This is a genomic window from Rathayibacter sp. Leaf296, from assembly GCF_001423045.1.
In the GTDB taxonomy this organism is placed as follows: Bacteria; Actinomycetota; Actinomycetes; order Actinomycetales; family Microbacteriaceae; genus Rathayibacter; species Rathayibacter caricis.
Window position 1 is genome coordinate 568,089 of the sequence record NZ_LMNR01000002.1, and the last position, 24,170, is coordinate 592,258.

Consider the following 24,170-nt stretch of genomic DNA (forward strand, 5'->3'; position numbering starts at 1 on the left):
GAGGCCTGGTGCGTCGGTGTCCATCGGTCCTGCCTTCTCGTGGGTCCGAGCTTCGCACGCGGACGGAGCAGGAGCGTCCGGCTCGTCGCGGGGAACGGTCACTCGCTCCGCAGGAGCCCGAAGCGGAACCGCCCCGAGCCGTCGAGGGTGTCCTCGATCCCGCCGATGGTCGACGAGGCGATGACGGTCTCGGTCCCCTCCAGGAGCGGGACCGTGAACACCTTCTCGGCCGCCAGGCGCTGCGCCTCCTCGATGGCCGCGGTGCGCTCGTCGCCGGGCTGCAGGCTCCGCTCGCGCACGACGACGTCGTTGAAGGCGTCGTCCTTCACCGCGGCGCCGAGGTTCGAGGGCGCGTCGTCGGTGCCGTAGAACAGGTTGAGGTAGTTGTCCGAATCCGGGTAGTCGGCGAACCAGCCCTGCTGGTAGACGGGGTAGGACGTCGTCTTCTCCTTGACGTACTGCGTCCACTCGGTCGACTGCAGGTCGACCGTGAACAGACCGCTGCGCTCGAGCTGGTTCTTGATGAGCGCGTACTCGTCCGACGTGCTCGACCCGTAGTGATCGGTGTTGTACTGCAGCTTGAGGTCGACGGGCTCGGTGATGCCGGCCGCCTGGAGGACCGCCGCCGCCTCCTCGGCGCTCGGGGCGCCGGTCCCGTCCCCGAAGAGCTCCTCGTAGGCGGGGGTGTACCCGACGAGCGCGCTCGGCATCACGGAGTAGACCGGGGCGTAGGTGCCCCGGTAGACCTGCTCCGACAGCTCGTCGCGGTCGATCAGGTGGGCGACCGCGGTCCGGACGGCGAGGGCGCGAGCGGGATCCGCCTCCGGAGTCGCCGATCCGAAGGGCATCGTCTCGGGGTTGAACGCCAGGTAGCGCATCTCGGAACCGGGGCCGGAGTGCACGGTGAGGTCCTCGTCGCCGCGGAGGTCCTCGATGTCGGTCGCGTTCAGAGTGCGGTACGCGACCGCGATCTCACCGCGCTGGATGTCGAGCTTGAGGTTGCTCTCGTCCGCGTAGTAGCGGACGACGACCGACTCGTTGGCGGCCTCGCCGAGGAGCCCGCCGTAGAGGTCGTTGCGCGTGAGCTGCACGAGCGAGTTGAGCTCGTAGCTCGTGATGGAGTACTGGCCGCTGAACGCGTCGCCCGCGACGATCTCGTCGTCCGTGGTGACGGCGTCGGCCGAGAAGACCTCCTCGTCGACGATCGCGGCGGCGGGGCTCGTGAGGATCTGCGGCCAGAGGGCGTTGTCCGGCGTGGCCAGGGTGAAGACAACGGTGGAGTCGTCCTCCGCCTCGACCGAGACCATGTCCGAGAGGAGCGTGTACGGCCCGTCGACGTCGGCGATGGCGACCTGGCGCTCGAACGAGAAGACGACGTCGGACGCTGTGAGCGGGTTCCCGTTGGCGAAGGTCGCGTCCTCGCGCAGCACGACCCGGTAGTGGGTCGGGTCGGTGAACGCGGCGGAGGCGGCCAGGTCCGGCACCGGCTCGGTGGATCCGGGAGCGGACGTCAGCAGCCAGGAGAAGACCTGGTTCTGCAGCGTCGCCGATCCGAGGTCCCAGGAGCCGACCGGGTCCAGAGCGGTGACCTTGTCGGTGGTGCCGAGCAGGATCCCGGACGGCGCTTCCGCTCCTCCCCCTCCGGGTGAGCAGGCCGAGAGGGCCACGGCCACGGCCGCACCAGCGACGAGGGGTGCCAGTAGGCGACGTTTCATGGAGAACTCCTTGCGGGGTCGGCCGGAGCGGCGGGATGAGGATGTGACGCCGAGGGCGCTGGATCCATGCTGACGACGCCGCGTGCACCCGGCGTCGAGTAGCCGTCGAGGTTCCGCGGGCGTCCTTCCTGCATCTGTCGCACGGCACTCCACGCCCGCTCCCGACCGCGGTCGCGCCTGTTCGACGTCTGCTGAGGGCACCGGCTCCACCGCTCGCCACCTGTCCATGGTCGACGGCAGCACCGGAGGAGAGAGTGGAAGCCTCCTCGTTCCGCGCACGTCGGTCCAGGAGAGAGAGGTCGCGGTGCGCGAGAACGTCGACACGGTCGTCATCGGAGGAGGAGCCATGGGCTCGGCTGCCGCCTGGCAGCTCGCGCGGCGCGGCACGGACGTCGTCCTGCTCGAGCAGTTCGGCGCCGCGCACGCGAACGGCGCCTCCCACGGCCGCACCCGCAACTTCAACGAGGCGTACGGCACCGACGACTACCTCGACCTCCTCCTCGAGGCCTCCGACCTCTGGCAGCGGCTCGGCACCGAGGAGGGCGTGACGCTCCTGGACCGGGTCGGCCTGGTCAACCACGGACCGGTGGAGCCGCTGCGCGCCGTGCACCGCTCGCACCGCGCCCGCGGCATCGTGAGCGAGTTCCTCCCGGCCGCGGAGGCCCGCGACCGCTGGCCCGCCCTCCGCTTCGAGAGCGAGGTGCTGCACATCCCCAGCAGCGGTCGCGTCCGCGCGGCCGACGCCCTGACCGCGCTGCGCTCGGGTGCCGAACGGCGCGGAGCCCGGTTCCGCTACGACACTCCCGTGCGCGGCATCGAGGTCGTCGGCACCGATGCGGTCGTCATCACGACCGACGACGTCGAGTACCGCGCCCGCCGGGTCGTCGTCACCGTCGGCGCCTGGACGCAGCCCCTGCTCTCCGGGCTCGTGCCGCTGCGGCCGATGCGGGTCTCGGAGGAGCATCCCGCGCACTTCCGCGTCCGCAGCTCCGAGAGCGTCTGGCCGAGCTTCAACCACGCTCCCGACCCCGACCGCTCCGCCGACTCCTACTTCCTGAGCCCCGTCTACGGCATGCTCACTCCGGGCGAGGGTCTGAAGGTCGGCTGGCACGGCGTAGGGGCGAGCGTCGACCCGGACCGCCGCCCGCGGCTCCCGATCCCGGAGCATCTCGCCGCCCTCCGCCGGTACGTCGCCGAGTGGATCCCCGGCGCCGACGCCGAGGTCTGCGACGTCATCAGCTGCACGTACACGATGACCGGGAACGAGGACTTCATCCTCGACCGCACGGGCCCGATCGTGGTGGGCGCGGGCTTCTCGGGGCACGGGTTCAAGTTCACTCCGGCGATCGGCCGCGTCCTGGCGGATCTGGTGGAGGGCGTTCCGGCCCCGCGCCGCTTCGCCGCGGCCTCGGCCGCGCTGCAGACGGGGACCGTCCGCTAGTCGCTGGGCGCGACCGCGCCGGCGTCAGCCGGCGGCAGACGCGAGCGCCTCCCTGGCCGCGCGCTGCAGCACCGGATCCGGCACGGGGAGCGACGCGAGGAGCTTCTGCGTGTACGCCTCACGGGGAGAGCGGAGCACGTCGCGCGTGAGCCCCTGCTCCACGATCGCGCCCTGCCGCAGCACCACGACCCTCCCGGCCACCCGGTCGACGACGGCGAGGTCGTGACTGACGAAGAGGCAGCCGAAGCCCAGGGCGCTCTGCAGCTCGGCGAACAGGTCGAGCACCGTCGCCTGCACCGAGACGTCGAGCGCGCTGGTGGGCTCGTCGGCGATCAGCAGGCGCGGGCGCAGGGCGATCGCCCGGGCGAGGGAGGCGCGCTGGCGCTGGCCGCCGGACAGCTCGTGGGGGAAGCGATCGGCGAAGGAGCGCGGCAGGCGCACGGCGTCGAGCAGCTCGAGCACCTCGGCGCGCACGCCGGACGCCGAGTCGGCCCGACCGTGGATGACGAAGGGCTCGGCGAGGCACTCGCCGATCGTGAGGAACGGATTGAAGCTGGTCGCCGGGTCCTGGAAGACGAAGCCGAGGTCCTCGCGCGCCGCGGCACCGAGACGGGCGCGGCGGCCGACGAGCTCCGCGCCGAGGACGCTCAGCGAGCCGCCGGTGGCCGGGACCAGCCCGGCGATGGCGCGCGCGAGGGTCGTCTTGCCCGAGCCGGACTCGCCGACCAGGCCCAGCACCTCGCCGGGGGCGAGCGTCACCGACAGGTCCTCGATCGCCGTGAACGACGGGCGCCCCAGTCGCCCCGGGTAGCAGATCTCGAGCCGGTGGGCCACGACGAGCGGCTCGTGGCCGCTCGTCGGCTCCGGCAGCGCGGGGCCCGCCGCGCCGATGCGCGGGACCGCCGCGAGCAGCGAGCGCGTGTACTCGTGCTCCGGAGCGGAGAACAGCGACTGCACGTCGGCGCTCTCGACGATCCGGCCGCCGTTCATGACGATCACCCGATCGGCCAGATCGGCGACCACGCCCATGTTGTGCGTGATCAGCAGCAGGGACCCGCCGAGATCGTGCCGGAGCGTGCGCAGCAGCTGGAGGATCTCGGCCTGCACGGTCACGTCGAGCGCGGTCGTCGGCTCGTCGGCGACGATGAGCGGCGCGCCCTGGATCAGTGCCATCGCGATGACGATGCGCTGCTTCTGACCCCCGGAGAACTGGTGCGGGTAGTCGTCGATCCGCCGTCCGGGGTCGGGGATCCCGACGGTGCGGAGGATGCGGACGGCCTCGGCCCGCGCAGCCCTGCGGCCGAGCGAGGTGTGCGCGCGCAGACCCTCGACGATCTGCCAGCCGACCGTGAAGACCGGGTTCAGCGCCGTCGACGGCTCCTGGAACACCATCGCCACCGCCTTGCCGCGCAGGCGCCGCAGCGTCTTCTCGGGAGCTCCCACGATCTCGACGTCCTCGTCGCCGTGACGGACCCGGATGCTGCCCGAGACGACGGCCGACTCGGGCAGCAGCCCGAGGACCGCCTTGCCGGTCACGGTCTTGCCCGAGCCCGACTCGCCGACGAGGGCGACGATCTCGCCCGGCCCGACGTCGAGGTTCACGCCCTCGAGCGCCCGGACGGGGCCGTGATCGGTGTCGAAGACGACGCGCAGGTCGCGGATGGTCAGAACGGAGCTCATCGGCCGGCCTTTCTCTGGCTGCGGCGGCGGACGCGCAGGCGGGGGTCGGAGAGATCGTTCAGACTCTCGCCGACGAGGGTGATGCCGAGCACGACGAGCATGATGGCGACGCCCGGAGCGACGCACGTCCACCAGATCCCGCTCGTAACGTCCTGCACGGAGCGGTTGAGGTCGTAGCCCCACTCGGCGGCCGACGTGGGCTCGATGCCGAAGCCGAGGAACCCGAGCCCCGCGAGCGTCATGATCGCCTCGGAGGCGTTCAGCGTGATGATGACCGGGAGCGTCCGGGTGGAGTTCCGCAGCACGTGGCGCATCAGGATGCGGCGGTCCCGCGCGCCCATGACGCGCGCCGACTCCACGAACGACTCCGAGACGACGCGGAGCACCTCGGCCCGGACCACTCGGAAGTACTGAGGCACGAACACGACGGTGATCGACATCGCGGCGGCGACCACTCCTCCCCACAGGCTCGACTGCCCGCCCGAGATCACGATCGACAGCACGATGGCGAGCAGGAGGCTCGGGAAGGCGTAGACGGCGTCGGCGAGGACCACGAGGATCTTGTCGAGCCGGCCGCCGACGTAGCCCGACACCGCGCCGAGCAGCACCCCCGCCACGACCGAGGTCAGCAGCGACAGCAGGATCACCTGCACGGCGGTGCGCGCTCCCCAGAGGGTGCGCGAGAGCACGTCGTAGCCGCCGACCGTGGTGCCCAGGAGGTGCTGACCGCCCGGGGCCAGCTGCGCGCCGAAGTTGCGTCCGTCAGCGGCGAGCTGGTCGTACCCGAACGGTGCGAGCAGCGGCGCGCAGGCGGCGACGATCACGAGGACGGCGACGAGGGAGAGTCCGATCAGCAGCATCGCGCGCTGGGAGCCCGCACTGCTGCGCACGTGGGACACGACGGGGAGACGATCGCGCCAGAGGCGCTGAGGGGCGACGGCGGTGGTCATGTCAGTACCTCACTCGGGGGTCGATCAGGGCGGCGAGGACGTCGACGAGGAAGTTCGTGACCGCGACGATGATCGCCAGCACGGCGACGATGCCCTGCACCGCCACGAAATCGCGCGCGGCGAGGTACTGCCCGAGCATGAAGCCCAGCCCGCGCCACTCGAAGGTCGTCTCGGTCAGGACCGCTCCGCCGAGGAGCATCGCGATCTGCATGCCGATGACCGTGATGATCGGGATCAGGGCGGGTCGGAACGCGTGCCGCGACACGAGCCTCCCCTCGGACACGCCCCGGGAGCGGCCCGCCTCGACGTAGCCGGCCTGCAGGGTGCCGATCATGTTGGTCCGCACCAGACGGAGGAACGTACCGGCGGTGAGCAGGCCCAGCGTGAGTCCCGGGAGGACGGCGTGGGCGAGAACGTCGGCCACCGCCGACCCGTCGCCGGTGCGCAGCGCGTCGACCAGGAGCAGCCCGGTCGGCTGCTGCATCGTCGAGAGGAAGAGCTCGGTGCCCGTGCTCGACCGGCCCGCCGTGGGCACGACCTCGAGGACGACGCCGAAGACCAGCTTGAGCAGCAGCCCGGCGAAGAAGACGGGGGTCGCGTAGCTCAGGATCGCGAGGACGCGGAGGACGATGTCGGGCGTCCGGTCGCGCGTGCGGGCGGCGACGGCGCCGAGCGGCACTCCGACGATCAGGGCGACGAAGAGCGCGTAGGCGGCGAGTTCGAAGGTGGCGGACCCGTAGACCGCGAGGACCTCGGTCACCGGGCGGTTGTCGCTGAGGGTCGTCCCGAAGTCGCCGCGCAGCACGCCGCCGAGGTACTCGACGTACTGCACCACGACGGGACGGTCGTAGCCGGCGGCGGCCACCCGGGCGGCGAGATCGGCGCCCGACAGGCGTCCGCCGAGCGCGGCGGTGATCGGATCCCCGGTCAGGCGCATGAGGAAGAAGACCATCGTGACGAGGATGAGCACCGTCGGGACGATGAGCAGGAACCGGAGCACGAGATAGCGCAGGAGCGGATTCGAGGCGCTCGTCACGCCGCGACGCCCGGGGGCGACGAGGGGCGGGGAGACGGACACGGTGCTCCTTCCGGAAGCGCCGGCGGATCCGGCTCGTCCCACGCTAGGCAGCGGTCCCCGCGGTCCTCACCGTCAGGATTCGCGTTCTCGGGACGGTCGTTCCGACACCTGTCTGAAAGCCGGCCGTCCCGCTCAGCCGTGCGCGGGGAGGGGCGACTGCGGCTTGGTCACTCCGTAGGCGAAGGAGGTCTCGATCGAGGCGAGCGCGGGGATCATCCGGATCCTCGTGCGCACCAGCGTCTCGTAGCTCTCGAGGTCCTCCACCGCGACCTTGAGCAGGAAGTCGCTGTCGCCGGCCATGAGGTACGCCTCGGTGACGTGCGGGATCTCGCGGATGGCCGTCTCGACCCGCGCGACGATCTCCGGGCTGTGGCTCTCGAGACGCAGGCGCACGAAAGCGGTGATCGCCAGGCCCACGGCACGGGGATCGACGACCGCGCGGTACCCGGTGAGGACGCCGTCTTCCTCGAGCCGGCGCACGCGGCGGAGACAGGGCGAGGGGGACAGTCCCACCCGGTCGGCGAGGTCCTGGTTGCTGAGCCGGCCGTCCCGCTGGAGCTCCTCGAGAATGCGCGCATCGATGTCGTCCATTCGACAGACTGTGGCAGATCCTGCCAGAAAAGGCGACCATCGCGCAGGAACCGGCAATCGTGCGCCTCGGCCTCCGACCTAGCCTCGGAGGAGCCGCATCGGACGGCCCCGAGAGGACCACCATGACCAGATCCCCGCTCACCGGGACGATCGCGATGATCGCGACGGTCGCCACCTGGGCCGGGTTCGCCCTGAGCATCCGCGGGATCGGCGGGTCGGGACTCACCACGACGGACGTCGCGCTGCTGCGCTTCGGCCTCCCGCTCCTGGTGCTGGCACCGGCGATCCCGCGGGCTCTGCGGTCGATCCGCCGGGAGTCGCCCCTGACCCTCGCCTGCCTCGCGCTCGGGGCGGGACTGCCCTACTTCGCCACCGCGGCCGCAGGCGGGAGCCTCACCAGCGCGGCCCTCGTGGGTCTGGTGATCCCCGGCTCCGTCCCGGTCTTCGTGGCGCTGCTGTCGCTGGTGCTGATGCGGGAGCGCCCGAGCGGTGCCCGCCTGGTGGGACTCGCTGCCGTCGTCGTCGGCGTCGGCGTCATCGTGGCCTTCACGGCCGCGACCTCCATCGCCCTCGGGATCGCGATCCTGCTCGCCGCCGGTGTCCTCTGGGCCGTCTACACGCTCGGGCTGCGGCGGACGCGCCTGACCCCCGTCGCAGTGGTCGTCGCGGTCTGCGCCCCGTCGTTCCTCCTCAGCCTCCTCGCGACGGTCACCGGCGCACTGCCCACCACCCTGTTCACGGGATCCGCCGATCCCGGCGCGGTCGCCTCCTTCGCTCTCGTCCAGGGGATCGGAGTCGGGGTCGTCGCCGCGCTCGCCTACACGGTGGCGGTCCGGCACCTCGGCTCGGGTCGCGCGGCGGCCTTCGGCTCGCTGAGCCCCGTCGTCACGGCTCTCATCGCGCTCCCGCTGTTCGGCGAGGCCCTGCCGCCGAGCGAGATCGTCGGACTCGCCCTCGTCGTCCTCGGCGTGGTCGTCGCGAACGCTCCGCCGCGCACCGGCCCGCCCCGGACCGTCGCCGACCTCCTCCCCGCCCGTCCCCTCCGCCCTTCACCGACCAGGAGTCACCGATGATCGTCACTGCGAACAGCCTCGCCCCCGACCCGGTCTGGGAGCTCACCCGCCGCTACGCCGCCGACCCGCGCCCCTCGCGCCTGGACCTCACTCTCGGCGTCTACCGCGACGACGACCTGCGGGCTCCGGTCATGGACGCCGTCCACGCCGCCGAGCAGATCCTGCTCGACCGGCGCGAGTCGAAGCAGTACCGGGGCCCGAGAGGCCACCCCGGCTTCACCGCGCGGATGAGCACCCTCCTGCTCGGCGAGGAGCTGGCCGAGCGGGCCATCGGCGTGCAGACCGTCGCCGGGACCGGTGCGCTGCGGCTGCTGGCCGAGTTCCTGGCGCACTTCGAGCCGGGGCGCCGGGTGATCCTGGGCGCGCCCTCCTACGTCAACCACGCTCCCGTGCTCCGCGCCGCGGGTCTGGAGATCCACTCGGTGCCCTTCGTGGACGAGGCCGGACTGCCGTGGCTGGAGCCCACGATCGACGCGCTGCGCTCCGCCCGCCCGGGTGACGCGGTGCTCCTGCAGGGCAACTGCCACAACCCGACCGGAGCCTCGCTGACGAGCGCGATGTGGGACAGGCTGACGGACGAGATCGTCCGCGCCGGCGTCGTCCCGTTCCTCGACCAGGCGTACTACGGGCTCGGCGACGGCCTCGAGGAGGATCTCACCGGTATGCGCCGCCTGCTCGCGCGGGTGCCCGAGGCCGTGATCTCGGTCAGCTGCTCCAAGGCGTTCAGCCTGTACAGCGAGCGGGTGGGCTGCGCCCTCCTCCTCCTCGACCCCTCCGGCGCCGCCGGCGCGATGCACACCCTCGAGGGCATCGCACGGACCGCCTACTCGCAGCCCCCGCACCACGGAGCGGCGATCGTCGCGACGATCCTCCAGGACGAGGAGCTCGAGCACGCGTGGCGGGGCGAGCTCGATCGGATGCGGAACCGGGTCACCCTGCTCCGGGACCGCCTCGTCACCGGCGCGCTCTCGGCCGGTGCTCCGGCGGAGTTCGCCGCCCTCCGCGATCAGCGGGGCCTGTTCCTCTCCCTCCCGCTGTCGCCGACGGCCATGCACCGGCTCCAGCGCGAGTTCGGCGTCTACGGGCTCCCCTCGGGTCGGATCAACCTGGCCGGGGTCCCGCGCACCGCGGTCGACGCTCTCTCCGCGGCCCTCGCCGAGGTCGCTGCGGAGGACGCCGCGCGGGGCGCCCTCGTCCGAGCGGTGGCCTAGTGGACCGCCGGGAGCGGGCGCGCCTGCTCTGCCGACTCGTCGAGCTCCCGACCGTCTCCGCCGATCCGTCGCGGCTCGGCGACCTGCACCGCAGCGCCGGGCTGCTCGCCGACGAGCTGCGCGACCGGGGCTTCGCCGCCCGGCTCGTCGAGGACGACGACGGCCGCCCGTCCGTCGTCGCGACCAGAGGACTGCGCCCGGGGATCCCCTCCGCCCTGCTCTACGCGCACCACGACGTGCAGCCGGCGGGCGCGGGCTGGACGTCGGACCCCTTCGTCCCGTTGCTCCGCGATGACCTCGTGATCGGGCGGGGCAGCGCCGACAACAAGGCGGGCGCCGTCGCGCACCTCGCGGCGATCGACGCGCTCGCGCCGGACGCGGACCTCGGTCTCGTCGTGCTCCTGGACGGCGGGGAGGAGGTCGGGTCGCCGAGTGTCCCGGCGATGCTGGCGAGCCTCGCCCTCGAGGAGGCACCCGCGCTCGTCCTCGTGAACGACGGCGTCAACGCGGCGAGGGGCACCCCGTCGCTGACGCGGTCGCTCCGGGGGCTGCTCGACGTCGACGTCGAGGTCGCGGTGATGCTCGAGCCGGCTCACAGCGGGATCAACGGCGGCGGCGCGATCGACGCCCTCACGGCGTTCAGCCACCTGGCCGCGTCCCTGCACGACGAGCGCGGCGAGGTGGCCGTCCCGGGACTGCACGTCGGCGGACCGTCGAGCACTCGCGTGGACGCGGATGCGTTCCGAGCACGGCTCGGCCTGCTCGAGGGTGTGCACGTCGCCGACGACCTCGCGACCGCCCTGTGGTCGTCTCCGGCCCTCTCCGTGCTCGGGATCGACGCCCCGGGCATCGCGGAGTCGGCGAACGTGCTGCTCCCCCGCGTGCGCGCGCGCCTGTCGCTGCGGATCCCGCCCGGCCTCGCCGCGGACGACGCGGCGAGCGCCCTGCGGGCTCATCTGCTCGCCCGGCGGCCGTTCGGCGCGCACGTCAGGGTCGAGGAGGTGAGCCGGAGCGAGCCGTGGAGCGACGCGAGGATCTCCGGCATCGTGGTCTCGGCTCTGCGGGACGCGTGGGGCCGGGTGCCCGACCTGCTCGGTGGCGGAGGCGGCATCCCCGTCGTCAGCGCCCTCGCTGCGGCGTTCCCGGACTCGGTCGTCTGCATCACCGCGATCGCGGACGCCGACTCGCGCGTCCACGGGCCGGACGAGAACGTCGACCTGCGCGAGCTCGACCGCGCCGTCGCGGCCGAGACCGCGATCCTCGACGCCCTCGCCGTGGCCCGGGACTGACGCACGGCGAGGCCCGGGTCCGACCGGGGTCGACTCCGCGGACGGCGCCCGCGCGGATCAGCGCAGGGCCGCGGCCACCCTGTCTCCGGCCATCGCGGCGACCATCGAGTCCTCGTCGGGGTAGAGGGCGGGGTCGACGCGGTCGAGGCGGAAGCGCTCCGGGTCGGCGAACGGCACCGTCTCCGTGATCATCTCGGCGACCAGACGCCCCATGCCCGGGCCGTGCGTCACGCCGGACTCGTTGTCCCCCGCGAGCGCCCAGAGGCCGTCGAGTCCGGGGACCGATCCGGCGTAGAGACCGCCGTCGACCGTGTACACCGGCACACCCTGGATGATCTCGGCGGTGCCCAGGCCGGCGAGAGCGGGGAAGACCTCCGCCACCTCCGCCTGGAACTCCTCCTGGACCCGGATGAGCTGCGGCGAGACGGGACGACCGAACGCCCGCGTCAGTCCCTCCTCGCGCTCGAGCAGCGAGACGCGGCGGTAGCCGAAGCCGCCGCCCCACGAGAAGGCGCCGCGGAGCTCGCGCAGCCACAGGCCGAGGTCGAGGGCCTGGATCGTGGGCATGAGCGGCGAGAGACCGGCCTGCTCCGAGACGAAGCGGGTGGCGACGGTCGGGATGAGAGGCAATGAGCGGCCGACGGTGCGCAGAAGGGCGGGAGTCCAGTAGCCGGCGGCGAGCACCACCGTCGCGGCGTCCACGACGCCCTCCGTCGTCTCCACTCCGGTGACCCGGTCGCCGTCGAGCCGGATCCCGGTCGCCTCGGTGCTCCACGAGAACCGCACGCCCAGCGCCTCGCAGCGCCGGAGGACCTCTTGCAGGGCGAGGCCGGTCGTGACCTGGATCCCCTCGGGCAGCATCGCGCCGCCGACGATGCTCGCCGGATCGACGGCCCCGTAGGTCAGGTCGGCCACCTCGTCCGCGTCGAGAGCGCGGGTCCCCGGGGAGGCGAGGGGGTGCCGGACGATGCCGTCGACCAGCATCGAGAGGGTGCGCTCGGTGCGCGCGAGGGCGAGGTTGCCGTTGTGCGCGTACTCGATCTCGACGCCGTCCTCGTGCAGGCCCCGGTAGAACGACAGTCCGTACTCCTCGAGCGGGATCGCGTGCTCGCCGATGCGGCGGTTGCTGTCGGCGCCGTAGCGGGCGACGAACCCCGCGCCGGCGGGCGTGGTGCCGCTGAGCGGCGCTCCGGCGTCGACGACGGTGACGTCGCGAGCGCCGAGCTCGACGAGGTGCAGGGCCGCGGAGGCGCCGATGATGCCCGCGCCGACGACGCAGACGGGTCCAGGATTCGTAGGCATGCCCGATGGTAGGCAGACCTCCGCTCGCGCGGGCAGGCCCCTGTGTCGAAGGGTGGGCGCTCCGCACTCGACGGCTGTCGGAGGGTCAGCTCCCGTCGATCCGGACGTACGCAGCCATGCGGAACCAGAGCTGCAGCATCAGCCTCGTGTCGCCGTCGGCCAGGTCGAGCCCGGTGGTCTCCGAGAACCGGCCGAGCCGGTAGTAGACGGTGGTGCGGTGCAGATGCAGATCCGCTCCGGTCTGCACCACGTTGCCCGCGTTGGCGAGGTAGGTCCTGACCGCGAGGATGTTGTCCTCGGACTGCTCCTGCATCGCGCGCTCCAGTTCCCGCGGGATGAGGTGCACGGGGAGGGCGTCGGGCAGCAGGGCGGCCAGCATCCCGTCGAGCCCGGACCGGTCCCAGCGGACCGCCTCCGCCCGCCCGGCACCGGCGACCCGTGCGGCGCAGTCGGCCTGCTCGTGCGAGACCAGCACCTCGCCCAGGTCCCCGACGACGGATCCGACGCCCACCGTCGCTGCGATCCCCGCCGCGTCCAGCGCCCGGTGCAGCGACTGCACGAGCGCGTCGACCCGATCGTCCGCGGGCGCCACGGCGTAGCCGACCAGCACCACGACCCCCTGGTCGGTCCGCGCGACGGCCGAGCCGGTGCTGTGCTGAGCGAGCGCCCTCGCGATGATCCGGACGGGAGCGTCGACGGTGCGGTCGCCGTCGCCCTTGGGGAGCGCCAGGCTGAGCGCCTGGAAGACGGCGCATCCGCGCAGGATCCCGGCAGCGGCGATCTCCTCGGCGGCGTCGAGGCGGTCGTCGGCACGATCCGAGAGCAGGGCGAGGACCTGCGCCTCCACCTGGCGGAGGCCGTCGTCGAAGGTCATCGCCCGTCGGACGAGGACCGTGCGCATGTCCTCCGCCGCCCGCGCCACCGCGTCGAGGTCGGCGGGGGTCAGCGTCTCGTCGTCGATGATCCAGATCAGCGCGGCCAGCTCCCGGTCCACCCGCACCGGGGCGACGTAGCGCCGCCGCAGTCCCAGCTCCGGAGCCGCATCGGTGAAGAAGGCGGAGGTGGCGCGCAGCACTCCGGCCTGTCGCGCCCACTCCGTGCGCTCCGGGGTGACGGAGCGTCCGACCAGGGACTCCACGCGCGCCGGATCCGCGTCGCCGAAGTGCGTGCTGTGCGCGAGGAGACGGAGCTCGGCGTCGTCGACGGCGACGGAGCGGCCGATCACCTCGGCGAGGCGCTCGACGATGCTCTGGAGGGGTTCGGGCGAGAACTCCCGGCCTTCGGGCGGCATGATCACGCTCCTTCTCGACACGGTCTCCCGGCGGTGCTGTCGTGTCACCCTAACCGCCGCCGACGGGTCTCCCTCCGCGACGCGGACCAGCAACGGACGCGAAACGTGACCGTAACGGGATCCGGTCTCTTCCGACGATCGTCGAAAAGCGGGCGCGCGCTCCTCGCTCGATTCCTCTATCCCCCGAGAGGGAGGGACAGCTTGGATGACAGGCATGAGTGATGCTCCCGCACTGATCGAACTCCACGGAGTCTGCATCGACTACAACGCCCATCGGGTCGTGCACGACATCGACCTGACCGTCCAGGAGGGGCAGGTCGTCGCTCTCATCGGACCCTCGGGAGCAGGCAAGAGCAGTCTCATCCGGGCCGTCAACTACCTCGAGCGCCCGTCGGCCGGCACCATCCGCGTCGCCGACCACGAGGTCGATGCGGCGATCGCCGTCTCGGCGGAGGCGCTCGTGGAGCTCCGCCGCGACGTGGGCATGGTCTTCCAGAACTTCAACCTGTTCCCCCATCTCAGCGCCGCCGAGAACGTCGTCCTCGCTCAGACCCACGCGCTCAAGCGCCCGATCGCCCAGGCGCGTGCCCGCGCGCTCGAGGAGCTCGCCCACGTGGGACTCGCCGAGTTCGCGGACCGCAAGCCGGCCAAGCTCAGCGGAGGCCAGCAGCAGCGGGTGGCGATCGCCCGGGCGCTGGCCATGGACCCCAAGGTGATGCTGTTCGACGAGCCCACCTCGGCCCTGGATCCGGAGCGCGGCATGGAGGTGCTCGCGACGATGCGGCGGCTCGCCGAGGAGGGCATGACCATGCTCGTGGTGACGCACGAGATGCACTTCGCCGAGACCGTCGCCGATCGCGTCGTCTTCATGGCCGACGGGCGCATCGTCGAGGAGGGCCCCGCGCAGCAGGTCATCCGCGACCCGCGCGCTCCTCGGACCCGGCAGTTCCTGCACGCGGTCATCGGCCGATGACCGGCATCCTGACCGCCCTGCTGGGCGGCGTGCTGACGACCCTCCAGATCACCGTCGGAGCGTTCGCCCTCGGCGCCGTGCTCGGGGTCCCGCTCGCCCTCCTCCGCCGCTCCGAGCACCGGCCGCTCCGTCTGATCGGCGCGGCCGTCATCGAGGTCGTCCGCTCGGTGCCCCCCGTGGTCTGGCTGTTCCTCACCTACTACGGCGTCAGCATCGGGATGATCCGATTCGACACGCTCTCGGCCGCGATCGTCGGGCTCGGCGTCGTCTCCGCCGCCTACCTCGCCGAGATCTACCGAGCGGCCCTGGCAGCGGTGCCGCCGGGTCAGACGGAGGGGGCCGACGCCCTCGGGCTGCGCCGCACGACGACCCTCGTGAGAGTGCTGGCGCCTCAGGCGCTGACACTGACCGTCCCTCCTGCCGCCACCTACGCCATCGGACTGTTGAAGGACAGCGCCCTGGCGTCGATCATCGGCGCCACCGACATCACCTTCTTCGCCTACCAGCAGTCCCGGGTCTCGAACGACGGACTCGTCATCTTCCTGCTCGCGGCCGCCCTCTACCTGGTCCTCAGTCTCCCGATCGCGGTCGCCGCGCGGGCCGGCGGGTCCTGGCTCGAACGGAGACTCCTCGCATGACCGACTTCTTCGCCCCGTGGCCGGACTACTTCCCCCAGTTCCTCCCCGGCCTGCTCGTCACGATCGAGCTCACCGTCCTCTCCCTCGTCGTCGGGCTCGCCCTCGCCGTCGTCTTCGCCGTCTGGGCCTCGTCGCCGCGCCGGAGTGCGCGGTGGACCGCGATCGCGGTGATCGAGATCGGCCGCGGAGTCCCCGGCCTGATCACGCTCTACATCGTCTACTTCGGCCTGCCCCAGCTGAACGTGACCCTGCCGGCGTTCGCGGCCTGCGTCGTCGCGTTCGGCTACACGAGCGCGGCCTACATGAGCGAGATCCTGCGGGCCGGGATCAGGTCGGTCGACCGGGGCCAGGTGGAGGCGGGCGAGGCGCTCTCCCTCACCCACGCTCAGCGGATGCGCCTCATCGTCCTGCCGCAGGCGGTCCGCCGCGTGGTCCCTCCGCTGATCGGCTACGCCATCCTGCTCTACCAGGGCACGTCGCTGGCCTACGCCGTCAGCGTCCCGGAGCTGCTCAGCCGCGCCTACACGGCCGCCTCGCTCAGCTACCAGTTCGCCTCGTCGCTGGTCCTGGCCGGCGTGATGTACGCGAGCATCTCCCTCACCGTGCTCGTGCTGCTCCGGATCGGCTCGGCGCGCCGCGACCGCCCGGTCCGCCGGCTCTCCCCCGCCCTCCTCGTCGGGAGGCGGGTCCGCGCCTGAGCCGCGTCGCACCGCACTGCTCCGCTCCGTCGGCATCGGCTGCGCGGGTGAGGAGCATCTGCTCCCGAATCCGCGATCGGAGTGCGCTTAACCTGACCGGCGGGTCACCTTAGGTGTAGGGTTCCTAACATGACCAGTCGGTCCGCCTAGCAGGCGCCTCCGTCTCGGCCATGTCCCCCTCATCCCTTCGGAGAACAGAGCCCCATGAACAAGACACTCGGCATCATCGGCAGCGGCGCCATCGGCAGCATCCTGGCCCGCCAGGCGGTCGCCGCCGGCCTGGACGTCGTCCTGAGCAACTCCCGCGGACCCGAGTCGCTGGCCGGTCTGGTCGCCGAGCTCGGGCCCCGCGCCCGGGCGGCCACGCCGGTCGAGGCGGCCGAGGCCGGCGACCTGGTGGTGGTGTCCGTCCCGATGAACGCCTACCAGTCGCTCCCGGTGGAGCCCCTGGTGGGCAAGATCGTGATCGACACCCTCAACTACTACACGGCGCGCGACGGGCACATCGCCGAGCTGGATGCGAACGAGCTGACGTCCAGCGAGCTGCTGCAGCGCCACCTGACCGGTGCGCGCGTGGTCAAGGCGGCCAGCAACATCGTCGCGACCCAGCTCGCCGCCCTGGTGCGCCCCTCGGGCGCGGCCGACCGCAGCGCCATGCCGATCGCCGGCGACGACGAGGCCGCCAAGGCGGAGGTCGTGGAGCTGCTCGACCTCCTCGGCTACGACGCGGTCGACATCGGCACGCTCGCCGACAGCTGGCGGAGCGAACCGGGCACGCCCGTCTACTGCAAGCCGTACTTCGGAGTGGTGCCCGCGGACGTGAGCGCGGACAAGGCGATGGACTGGATCTACCGGGCCCCCGGAGTCCCGACGTCCGTGGACCGTGTGAGGGAGCTGACCCGCACGGCCGACCGGCCCGCGGGCGGCAGCTTCTCGATCGCGTCCTGGATGTGACTCGGGAGTAGCCCGGACGGTCGAACGGCCGCAGGCACGCGGGAGCGGGCCTGCGGCTAGGACTCCGCCGACCCGATCAGCCCGAGATCCGCGGCCAGCAGCCAGAGCTGGACGAGCAGACGGGTCCTCCCGTCGTCGAGGTCCAGCCCGGTCCGGTCCCGGAACCGGTCGAGCCGGTAGTAGATCGTCGTGCGGTGCACTCCCAGCTCGAGATGGACCTGCGAGACGTTGCCGCCGTGGTCGAGGAACGACCGGAGGACGTCGAGCGACTTCGGCGACTCCTTCGACAGCACGTCATCGAGCGCTCCCGGGAAGAGGTGGCGCGGGATCGGGGCCGCCGCGATCCCCACCAGGAGATCCTCGGCTGATCCGTCGTCCCAGAGGGGTGATCGATCCGGGCGACGCCGCCGCACGGTCCGCACGATCAGCGACTGCTCGTACGAGCGGTGCACGAGACCGAGGTCGGCGACGGACCCGCCGAAGGCCACCTCCAGGGTCGCCGACGACTCCCGTGCGACCGTCTCGGCGATCGCCGTCTGCCGATCCGCCGTCAGCGGCGCGAGCGAGCCGACGATGCCGACGACCAGTCCGTCGACCTGCGTCGTCAGCCAGGAGTGCCGGCTCAGGAAGTGCAGCGCACTCCGGAGGGCGCGCTCGACCGCGGCGTGCTCCCCCGTGTCGAGTCTCTCCCGCGCCGTCGGCGAGACGAGCAGCACGCGGAAGTGGACCGAGCCCGTGAAGTACCCGGCTGCGGCGAGCTCCGCCGCGATCTCGTCGCCCTCGAGCGGGCGGTCCGAGAGCAGCTCCAGCGCGAGAGCGCGGACCTCCGCCCACTCCTCCTCCCGCGCTCGGGCGCGTCGGTCGAGGACGAGGCGGATCCGGCCGGCCGCGGCCGTCACCGCCGCGAGCTCGTCCGCCGTGATCCGCCCGTCGTCGATGATCCACAGGAGCGCGACGAGCTCGCGGTCGACCCGGACCGGGACGACCAGCCGGGGCTTGATGCCGAGCTCGGGGCTGCCGAGCAGGCGCATCGGCTCGATCGCCCGGAAGACGCCCTGCTCCCGTGCCCACCTCGCTCGCTCGGGGCTGACCACGCGTCCGATGAGCGCTTCGATCCGCGCCGGGTCCGCGTCGTCGTAGTGACTGCTGGCCGCGAGCAGGTTCAGGTCCTGGTCGTCGACGGCGACCGACCGCGAGATCGTCCGCGCCAGGTCGTCCACGATCTCCTGGATGGAGTCCATCTGATCGACCTTCTCTGTCGAAGACAGGACACTCGGGCAGCGCCCTGATTTCGAAGATCGTAGCAATCCTCACCGCGATATTGCGTGCGCTGACGGTGGAGGCGCTCCCGCGCGTGCCCTTGACTGAGCCGCAACGCAGACGGAGGAGTGTCATGGGCAGGAATCAGCATCAGACGATCGTCATCGGAGCGGGCGCCATCGGCACCGCCACGGCGTACTGGCTCGCCGAGAAGGGCGAGACCGACGTCCTCGTGCTCGAGCAGTTCACACTGGGACACACCTTCGGCGCCTCCGAGGACCACTCGCGCATCATCCGGCACTCGTACCACAACACCGCCTACGGCGACCTCACCCAGCCGGCCTACGACAACTGGGCCCGACTCGAGGACGCGAGCGGGCAGCGTCTCGTCGTCAAGACCGGCGGGCTCGACCTCGGCGTCGAGGGCACCGCCGGTATGGAGGAGATCAGGAACTTCCGCTCGACCCTCGAGGCGACCGGGCACGAGTACGAGTACTGGAACGCCGCCGAGATCCGCGCGCACTACCCGCAGTGGAACATCGACGACTCCGTCGTCGCCGTGTACCAGGAGGACGGCGGCATCCTCGACATCCGGCACGCCAACGCCACCCACGTCGCGCTGGCCCGTGGACGCGGCGTCCACTTCGAGGAGAACACCCGGGTCCTCGAGATCCTGCCGAACGCGGACGGCGTGGTCGTCCGCACCTCGAACGGGGAGATCACCGCGGACAAGATCGTGATCTGCACGGCGTCCTGGACCGAGGAGCTCCTCCCCACGCTCGGGCTCGACTTCCCGTGGACGCTGACGCAGGAGCAGGTCACCTACTTCGGCACTCCGAACCTCAAGGACTTCTCGGTCGACGAGTTCCCCATCTGGATCTGGCACGACTACCCGCTGTTCTACGGATTCCCGGTCTACGGCGAAGTCGGCACGAAGGCGGCGCGCGACAACAGCGAGCGCTACATCACCCAGGCGACCCGCAGCCACGAGCCGCTGGCCGAGGAGACGGCGCTGATCCGCTCGTTCCTCGAGGAGCACCTGCCCGGCTCGGTCGGGCCGGAGATCCTCAGCAAGACCTGCGTGTACGACATGACCCCCGACCGCAACTTCATCCTCGACCGCGTGCCCTCCCACCCCCGGGTCTCCCTCGGGATCGGTGCCGGCCACGCGGCGAAGTTCGCCGGTCTCATCGGGGAGATCATGGCCGACGTCTCGATGACCGGGACCTCCGCGCACGACATCGACTTCTTCCGCGCCTCCCGCCCCGCACTCGTCGACCCCTCCTACCAGACCAACTTGCGCCTCGTGAGCTGACCCGAACCCCAGGAAACGGATACTCGCATGAACCGGAACCGCCTTCTCCTCGCCACCACGCTCAGCGCGGCACTCCTCGCGCTCTCCGGATGCGCGGCGACGCCCGCCGCCGTCTCGGCCTCCTCCGACTGCGACCCCGTCCACGACGGCATCACCACCCTGACCCCCGGAACGCTCTCGCTGTCCGTCTACACGACCGAGCCCTACACGACGCTGTCCACGGACGGCGAGCTCGGCGGAGTCGACGGGAAGATCATCCAGGCGATCGCCGACATGGAGTGCCTCGCCATCGCTCCCACGAACGTGGCCTCGGCGGCCGCCGTGTCCAGCGTCCAGTCGAATCGGGCCGACGCGCTCATCTCGGGCCTCTACTACACGGCGGAGCGAGCGGAGGCCATCGGCCTGAGCGACCCGATGTACCGCGACGGCATGTCGATCGTGTCGAACGACGGGTATTCCTCGCTCGAGGACCTCTCGGGCAAGGGCGTCGGAGTGATCCAGGGGTACCTCTGGAACGACGCGCTCGCGAGCGCCCTCGGAACCGACTCCGTGACCCAGTACCAGGACTCGTCGAGCATGATGAGCGACCTGGACGCCGGACGGATCGACGCGGTCGTCCTGACCTCGGCCGAAGCCGCCTTCCGCGTGTCGAGCGACAGCGGTCTCACGGCCGAGGCGTTCGCCTCCTCGCCCGAGATCCCGACGTCGCAGGAGCTCTCGAACGTCGTGATCGGCGTCACCCGGGACAACACCGGTCTCGTCGAGGCGATCAACGCCGACCTCGAGACCCTCACCGCCGACGGCACCATCGGGGAGATCCTCGAGTCGGAGGGGATGGACCCCGAGCTGGCCGGTCCCGGCAGCTGACGGGCGGAGGGACGGGGAGCGGCGACGCGCCGCCCCCGTCCCGCCCCGTCGGCGCCGACGGTCCTCGCGCCCCCCGGGCCTCGTCCACGACCCGGTCCCCGTGATCCCGGGACCACCGATCCAGGGACAGGAGGACTCTGCCTGGCGCTCCGGCAGGCGCCTACCGTCGCAGCAGCGGCCCGCACCGGGACCGCGATCGACGAAGGAGCACGACCCCATGAAGATCTCCGGCAACACGATCCTCCTCACCGGCAGCACCTCGGGTATCGGCCTGGGCCTGGCCCTCCGCCTCCAGGAAGCCGGCAACACCGTCATCATCGCCGGACGCCGCAGGGTGCTCCTGGACTCGATCACGGCCGAGCACCCCGACCTCGCCTCGGTCGAGCTCGACGTCGCCGACCCCGACTCGATCGCCCGGGCTGCGGCGAGCCTGGCAGTCAGCCACCCGGACCTCAACGTCCTGGTCGCCAACGCCGGCATCCAGCTGCTCGAGAACGTCCTCCACCCCGAGGACGTCCGCATCGCCGAGGAGCAGGTGGCCACGAACCTGCTCGGCACGATCCGGACGATCTACGCGTTCCTCCCCCAGCTGGTGACGCAGCAGGACGCCGCGATCCTCAGCACGAGCTCGGCGCTCGCCTTCGTGCCGTTCCCGGCGACGCCCACGTACAGCGCGACCAAGGCCGCCGTGCACTCGTTCCTCGAGGGCCTGCGCGTGCAGCTCGCCGACTCCGGAGTGCAGGTCGTCGAGATCGTCCCGCCGGCCGTCGCCACCACACTCCTGGGCAACCAGGACAACCCGATGGCCATGCCCGTGGACGCCTTCCTCGACGAGCTGGTCACCCTGCTGCGCGAGAACCCCGACGCGCAGGAGCTCGTCGTCGAGAACGCGAAGCCGATCCGCGACGCGGTCGCCACCGGCGCCTACTCGCAGTTCCTGACGATGTTCAGCGGCCTCTGAGCGTCCGCACCGTCTCCGCTCAGGTCCATCCGACGACGCGGGAGGGTTCATCTGCGTGAGACGGCGAGGAGGGGGCATCGGGGCAGTCTCGAGGACCGGACTCCTGCCGGGCTGACCGCTGCGCGCGGTCGCCGCCGTCCTCGATTCCACTCGGAGGGCCGCCGCACGGGGCCGAATCACGAGGATCAGCCGGTCCGGGTCCGATTCCACCCATGCCCGAGGAGCAGGAGCTCGACCGGCGCTTCCCGGGCCTGATGGACCTCATGCTCGAGGCGGAGGCCGCCACGCGGACCGCGCCCGCGTCGATGAGCTGACACTCCGACAGACCCACCCGATCACCGACAGACCCGCCCCCATCACCGACCGGCCTCCGCGGATGTCCCTGCGTCGAGGCTGAGCACCCCGTCTCGCGTCGGTGTCGCCAGCCGAGACGCCTCCATCGCTGCCGGTGACGGCTCGGTCAGCCGACGACCCCCGACTGCCCAGGGTCGATCCACGGCCACTCGAGCTCTTGCGCGCCACGAAGGATCACCGGCGCTTCGGCACGCTCGCGGATCGACCGGTCGACTCATCAGATCTCTTGTACTCGAGAAGTCAGATGTGTACCGTGTGAGCATGTCATCGACCTCTGAAGGAGTCGGCAACCGCCGCTACCTCGCCCTCGCGCAACGGCTGCTCGCCGCCATCAACCGCGGCGACTACCGCCCGGGCGAGCGGCTGCCGGCGCACACCGAGATCGCCGCAGAAGCAGGCGTCTCCCGCGCCACCGCACGAGAGGCTTTCCTGGCACTGGAGCTCATCGGCGCCATCGACGTCCGGCACGGCGACGGCACGTTCGTCAGCCTCCCGGCGGCATCGGTCGGCGGCGCCCACGGATCACCCCTGGACAGCCCGCCGCGGGAGCTGATCGAGACACGGCTCCACCTCGAGCCGATCGCAGCCGGCCTCGCGGCGCACCGCATCGACGACGACCGGTTGGCTCTGCTCACCCGGAACGTCGACGAGCAGGCCGAGCTCGTCGCCGAGCGCGACCAGGTGGCGCGCTTCGTCTCCCTCGGACTGCAGTTCCACACCGACCTCGCGCCGGCCTGCGGCAACCGGCTCTTCGGCGACATCATCGACCAGCTGGTCAGCGTCGGCCGTCACCCGCTCTGGGAGCTGGTCAACCAGCGGGGGCTTCCCACCGTGGAGTCTCGGGAGGAGCAGGTCCGGCAGCACCGAGCCGTCCTCGACGCGATCCGGGCGCGGGACGCCGATCGCGCCCGAGCCGCGATGCACCAGCACCTCGACGAGCTGAACACGTCCATCTTCGATCCGAGCCACCAGCGCCCGGGAACCTCCGCATGAGCACCGCGGACCTCGTCCTCGTCGGGGGAACGGTCGTCAACGCAGCGGGGCGACGGGCGGCGACGGTGGTGATCCGCGAGGGCCTCATCGCGGCGGTGCTCGATCCCTCGGCCGAGGTCCCGGCAGCGAGCCGGGTCCTCGACGCGACAGGGCAGCTGCTCCTGCCCGGCGGCGTCGACCCGCACTGCCACGTCGGTCAGGTGCTGGGCGAGTTCTCGATGCTCGACGGGTACGAGCAGGCGACGATCGCCGCGCTCTGGGGCGGCACGACGACGATCATCGACTTCGCGATCCCCGAACCCCGGCAGCCACCCCTCGAGGCGCTGCACGGCAAGCTGCGGCTCGTCGACTCCGCGCGGTGCGATGTCGCCCTTCACGGCGCCGTCCTCGCCTGGGACTCCACGACCGCGACACAGCTGCAGGCGATGTCCGAGCTCGGCGTGCTGACGGTGAAGATGTTCACCACCTACCGGGACGGCGTGATGGCCGACCCGAGCACCATCGCGAAGGTGATGGCGGAGCTGGGCCGCCTCGGGGGCATGGCTCTCATCCACGCTGAGGCGAACCACCTCGTGGAGGCGTCTCTCGATCACGCCTCCGCCTCCGGACGCTCACACGCGCGGTTCCATGCCGAGACACGACCCGAGGAGGCCGAGCTCGCAGCCGTCATGCAGGCGCTCGAGCTGGCAGAGGCTGCCGGATGCTCCGTCTACTTCGTCCACCAGACCACCGACTCCGCGGTCGCCCTCGTCGCCGATGCCCGCGCACGCGGGATCCGCGCGTACTCCGAGACCTGTCCGCACTACCTCACCCTGGACGACTCGCTCTACGACGGGCCGCACCCCGAGCTCTACGTCTGCTGTCCCCCGCTGCGCTCCTCGGAGCAGACGGCGGCCCTCACCCGGCGGGCGCAGGCCGGTGACATCGACACCATCGGCTCCGACCACAACTGCTACTCGACCGAGCAGAAGCGCCGGTACGCGGACGACGCGACCAGGATGCCGAACGGATTCCCCGGCGTCGAGCACCGCCTCGTCGTGGCCTACGACCACCTCGTCGTCCGGAACGGCATGAGAGTCGAGGACCTGGTGAGCATGACGTCGACCGCTCCGGCGGAGCTCAACGGTCTGCAGGGCAAGGGACGGATCGCTCCAGGAGCCGATGCCGATCTCGTCGTCCTCGATCCCGGAGGGCGGACGACGATCACCGCCGCCTCGCAGCACACGGCCTCCGACTACACGCCCTTCGAGGGTCGCGTCGCCGAAGGACGGATCCTCGCTGTCGTGGCCGGGGGCCGGATCGTCGTCGACGAGACCGGGTTCCACGATCCGGGCGCCGTCGGGCGCCGGATCCCCGCCCGGGCTCGCCTCGAGGGAACGCGCCGCCTCTCGCTCGCCGAGGCCGTCGACGCCCGCCCGGTCGGCGCCCTCCCGTGACCACTCCGCCGGCCGACCGCACCGCACCGCACCACCCGCGTCCGCGAACGACCATCCCTCGTTCCCGGGCAGCGGAATCCCCCTTCCACCTCGATGGCCC

The 24,170-nt window shown here is 71.7% G+C and carries 21 protein-coding genes; 13 read left to right on the forward strand and 8 right to left on the reverse strand.

Translation table 11 applies throughout. From position 1 onward, the window contains the following. Positions 1-98 precede the first annotated feature (98 nt). Positions 99-1,715 (reverse strand): ABC transporter substrate-binding protein, encoded by a 1,617-nt coding sequence (locus ASF46_RS12855; RefSeq protein WP_056867945.1) that lies wholly within the window; start codon positions 1,713-1,715, stop codon positions 99-101. Positions 1,716-2,019: 304 nt separating this feature from the next. On the opposite strand from ASF46_RS12855, the gene ASF46_RS12860 reads away from it, so the two are divergent. Next, positions 2,020-3,156: an FAD-dependent oxidoreductase gene (locus ASF46_RS12860; RefSeq protein WP_235576948.1), complete on the forward strand. Its 1,137-nt coding sequence runs from the start codon at positions 2,020-2,022 to the stop codon at positions 3,154-3,156. 24 nt (positions 3,157-3,180) lie between these two features. On the opposite strand, the gene ASF46_RS12865 is transcribed toward ASF46_RS12860, so the two are convergent. From ASF46_RS12865 to ASF46_RS12880, 4 genes are all read right to left on the reverse strand, one after another. Next, complete coding sequence (locus ASF46_RS12865; protein ID WP_056868588.1) at positions 3,181-4,836, reverse strand: dipeptide ABC transporter ATP-binding protein; 1,656 nt, start codon at positions 4,834-4,836, stop codon at positions 3,181-3,183. Next, on the reverse strand, positions 4,833-5,786 hold the full coding sequence (locus ASF46_RS12870) for an ABC transporter permease (RefSeq protein WP_082485480.1): 954 nt from the start codon (positions 5,784-5,786) through the stop codon (positions 4,833-4,835). Before ASF46_RS12870 ends, ASF46_RS12865 begins: the two co-directional genes overlap by 4 nt. Before the next feature lies 1 nt (position 5,787). Next, entirely contained in the window at positions 5,788-6,864 is a 1,077-nt protein-coding gene (locus tag ASF46_RS12875; protein WP_056867946.1) for an ABC transporter permease, read from the reverse strand. Positions 6,865-6,996: 132 nt separating this feature from the next. After that, positions 6,997-7,455 (reverse strand): Lrp/AsnC family transcriptional regulator, encoded by a 459-nt coding sequence (locus tag ASF46_RS12880; RefSeq protein WP_056867947.1) that lies wholly within the window; start codon positions 7,453-7,455, stop codon positions 6,997-6,999. Positions 7,456-7,577: 122 nt separating this feature from the next. Here ASF46_RS12880 and ASF46_RS12885 point away from each other — a divergent pair, with 122 nt between their 5' ends. The 3 genes from ASF46_RS12885 to ASF46_RS12895 are packed head-to-tail and all read left to right on the forward strand — an operon-like array spanning position 7,578 to position 11,028. Then, on the forward strand, positions 7,578-8,528 hold the full coding sequence (locus ASF46_RS12885; protein ID WP_056867948.1) for a DMT family transporter: 951 nt from the start codon (positions 7,578-7,580) through the stop codon (positions 8,526-8,528). Continuing rightward, entirely contained in the window at positions 8,525-9,739 is a 1,215-nt protein-coding gene (locus ASF46_RS12890; protein WP_056867949.1) for an aromatic amino acid transaminase, read from the forward strand. Before ASF46_RS12885 ends, ASF46_RS12890 begins: the two co-directional genes overlap by 4 nt. Then, positions 9,739-11,028, forward strand: coding sequence for a M20/M25/M40 family metallo-hydrolase (locus ASF46_RS12895; protein WP_056867950.1), 1,290 nt, complete (start codon positions 9,739-9,741; stop codon positions 11,026-11,028). The genes ASF46_RS12890 and ASF46_RS12895 overlap by 1 nt, the downstream gene beginning before the upstream one ends. A 57-nt stretch (positions 11,029-11,085) precedes the next feature. Here the strand turns inward: ASF46_RS12895 and ASF46_RS12900 are convergent, their stop codons facing one another. Next, positions 11,086-12,330, reverse strand: a complete 1,245-nt coding sequence (locus ASF46_RS12900; protein ID WP_056867951.1) for an NAD(P)/FAD-dependent oxidoreductase — start codon at positions 12,328-12,330, stop codon at positions 11,086-11,088. Between the two features lie 85 nt (positions 12,331-12,415). Next, positions 12,416-13,621: a PucR family transcriptional regulator gene (locus tag ASF46_RS12905; RefSeq protein WP_056867952.1), complete on the reverse strand. Its 1,206-nt coding sequence runs from the start codon at positions 13,619-13,621 to the stop codon at positions 12,416-12,418. A gap of 205 nt (positions 13,622-13,826) precedes the next feature. Here ASF46_RS12905 and ASF46_RS12910 point away from each other — a divergent pair, with 205 nt between their 5' ends. The 4 genes from ASF46_RS12910 to ASF46_RS12925 all read left to right on the forward strand — a co-directional run bounded on the left by ASF46_RS12910 (position 13,827) and on the right by ASF46_RS12925 (position 16,884). Then, positions 13,827-14,594: an amino acid ABC transporter ATP-binding protein gene (locus ASF46_RS12910; protein ID WP_416351492.1), complete on the forward strand. Its 768-nt coding sequence runs from the start codon at positions 13,827-13,829 to the stop codon at positions 14,592-14,594. After that, positions 14,591-15,232 (forward strand): amino acid ABC transporter permease, encoded by a 642-nt coding sequence (locus ASF46_RS12915; protein WP_056867954.1) that lies wholly within the window; start codon positions 14,591-14,593, stop codon positions 15,230-15,232. The genes ASF46_RS12910 and ASF46_RS12915 overlap by 4 nt, the downstream gene beginning before the upstream one ends. Continuing rightward, a complete protein-coding gene (locus tag ASF46_RS12920) occupies positions 15,229-15,930 on the forward strand; it encodes an amino acid ABC transporter permease (RefSeq protein WP_056867955.1) in 702 nt (233 codons plus the stop codon). The genes ASF46_RS12915 and ASF46_RS12920 overlap by 4 nt, the downstream gene beginning before the upstream one ends. Positions 15,931-16,134: 204 nt before the next feature. Continuing rightward, the gene (locus ASF46_RS12925) at positions 16,135-16,884 is read left to right on the forward strand and encodes an NADPH-dependent F420 reductase (RefSeq protein WP_056867956.1); all 750 of its coding nucleotides are present in this window, start codon (positions 16,135-16,137) and stop codon (positions 16,882-16,884) included. A 56-nt stretch (positions 16,885-16,940) separates the two neighbouring features. Here the strand turns inward: ASF46_RS12925 and ASF46_RS12930 are convergent, their stop codons facing one another. Further along, positions 16,941-18,125, reverse strand: a complete 1,185-nt coding sequence (locus ASF46_RS12930) for a PucR family transcriptional regulator (protein WP_056867957.1) — start codon at positions 18,123-18,125, stop codon at positions 16,941-16,943. A 152-nt stretch (positions 18,126-18,277) separates the two neighbouring features. Between ASF46_RS12930 and solA the strand changes: the two genes are divergently transcribed. From solA to ASF46_RS12955, 5 genes are all read left to right on the forward strand, one after another. Continuing rightward, on the forward strand, positions 18,278-19,459 hold the full coding sequence (solA, locus tag ASF46_RS12935) for an N-methyl-L-tryptophan oxidase (protein WP_056867958.1): 1,182 nt from the start codon (positions 18,278-18,280) through the stop codon (positions 19,457-19,459). Positions 19,460-19,486: 27 nt separating this feature from the next. Beyond that, positions 19,487-20,326, forward strand: a complete 840-nt coding sequence (locus ASF46_RS12940) for a substrate-binding periplasmic protein (RefSeq protein ID WP_056867959.1) — start codon at positions 19,487-19,489, stop codon at positions 20,324-20,326. Between the two features lie 217 nt (positions 20,327-20,543). Then, a complete protein-coding gene (locus ASF46_RS12945) occupies positions 20,544-21,287 on the forward strand; it encodes an SDR family oxidoreductase (protein WP_056867960.1) in 744 nt (247 codons plus the stop codon). 615 nt (positions 21,288-21,902) lie between these two features. Continuing rightward, complete coding sequence (locus ASF46_RS12950; protein WP_157602505.1) at positions 21,903-22,634, forward strand: FadR/GntR family transcriptional regulator; 732 nt, start codon at positions 21,903-21,905, stop codon at positions 22,632-22,634. Next, positions 22,631-24,070 carry an amidohydrolase family protein gene (locus ASF46_RS12955; RefSeq protein WP_056867962.1) on the forward strand — a complete coding sequence of 480 codons (1,440 nt, stop codon included), beginning with the start codon at positions 22,631-22,633 and terminating at the stop codon, positions 24,068-24,070. Before ASF46_RS12950 ends, ASF46_RS12955 begins: the two co-directional genes overlap by 4 nt. The last annotated feature ends 100 nt before the right edge of the window (positions 24,071-24,170 follow it).

Coding starts and splice junctions, on each gene's coding strand:
- ASF46_RS12855 (WP_056867945.1), bottom strand. CDS start 1,715: ATGAAACGTCGCCTACTGGCACCCCTCGTCGCTGGTGCGGCCGTGGCC.
- ASF46_RS12865 (WP_056868588.1), bottom strand. CDS start 4,836: ATGAGCTCCGTTCTGACCATCCGCGACCTGCGCGTCGTCTTCGACACC.
- ASF46_RS12870 (WP_082485480.1), bottom strand. CDS start 5,786: ATGACCACCGCCGTCGCCCCTCAGCGCCTCTGGCGCGATCGTCTCCCC.
- ASF46_RS12880 (WP_056867947.1), bottom strand. CDS start 7,455: ATGGACGACATCGATGCGCGCATTCTCGAGGAGCTCCAGCGGGACGGC.
- ASF46_RS12885 (WP_056867948.1), top strand. CDS start 7,578: ATGACCAGATCCCCGCTCACCGGGACGATCGCGATGATCGCGACGGTC.
- ASF46_RS12890 (WP_056867949.1), top strand. CDS start 8,525: ATGATCGTCACTGCGAACAGCCTCGCCCCCGACCCGGTCTGGGAGCTC.
- ASF46_RS12900 (WP_056867951.1), bottom strand. CDS start 12,330: ATGCCTACGAATCCTGGACCCGTCTGCGTCGTCGGCGCGGGCATCATC.
- ASF46_RS12905 (WP_056867952.1), bottom strand. CDS start 13,621: ATGCCGCCCGAAGGCCGGGAGTTCTCGCCCGAACCCCTCCAGAGCATC.
- ASF46_RS12910 (WP_416351492.1), top strand. CDS start 13,827: ATGACAGGCATGAGTGATGCTCCCGCACTGATCGAACTCCACGGAGTC.
- ASF46_RS12915 (WP_056867954.1), top strand. CDS start 14,591: ATGACCGGCATCCTGACCGCCCTGCTGGGCGGCGTGCTGACGACCCTC.
- ASF46_RS12920 (WP_056867955.1), top strand. CDS start 15,229: ATGACCGACTTCTTCGCCCCGTGGCCGGACTACTTCCCCCAGTTCCTC.
- ASF46_RS12925 (WP_056867956.1), top strand. CDS start 16,135: ATGAACAAGACACTCGGCATCATCGGCAGCGGCGCCATCGGCAGCATC.
- ASF46_RS12930 (WP_056867957.1), bottom strand. CDS start 18,125: ATGGACTCCATCCAGGAGATCGTGGACGACCTGGCGCGGACGATCTCG.
- solA (WP_056867958.1), top strand. CDS start 18,278: ATGGGCAGGAATCAGCATCAGACGATCGTCATCGGAGCGGGCGCCATC.
- ASF46_RS12940 (WP_056867959.1), top strand. CDS start 19,487: ATGAACCGGAACCGCCTTCTCCTCGCCACCACGCTCAGCGCGGCACTC.
- ASF46_RS12945 (WP_056867960.1), top strand. CDS start 20,544: ATGAAGATCTCCGGCAACACGATCCTCCTCACCGGCAGCACCTCGGGT.
- ASF46_RS12950 (WP_157602505.1), top strand. CDS start 21,903: ATGTCATCGACCTCTGAAGGAGTCGGCAACCGCCGCTACCTCGCCCTC.
- ASF46_RS12955 (WP_056867962.1), top strand. CDS start 22,631: ATGAGCACCGCGGACCTCGTCCTCGTCGGGGGAACGGTCGTCAACGCA.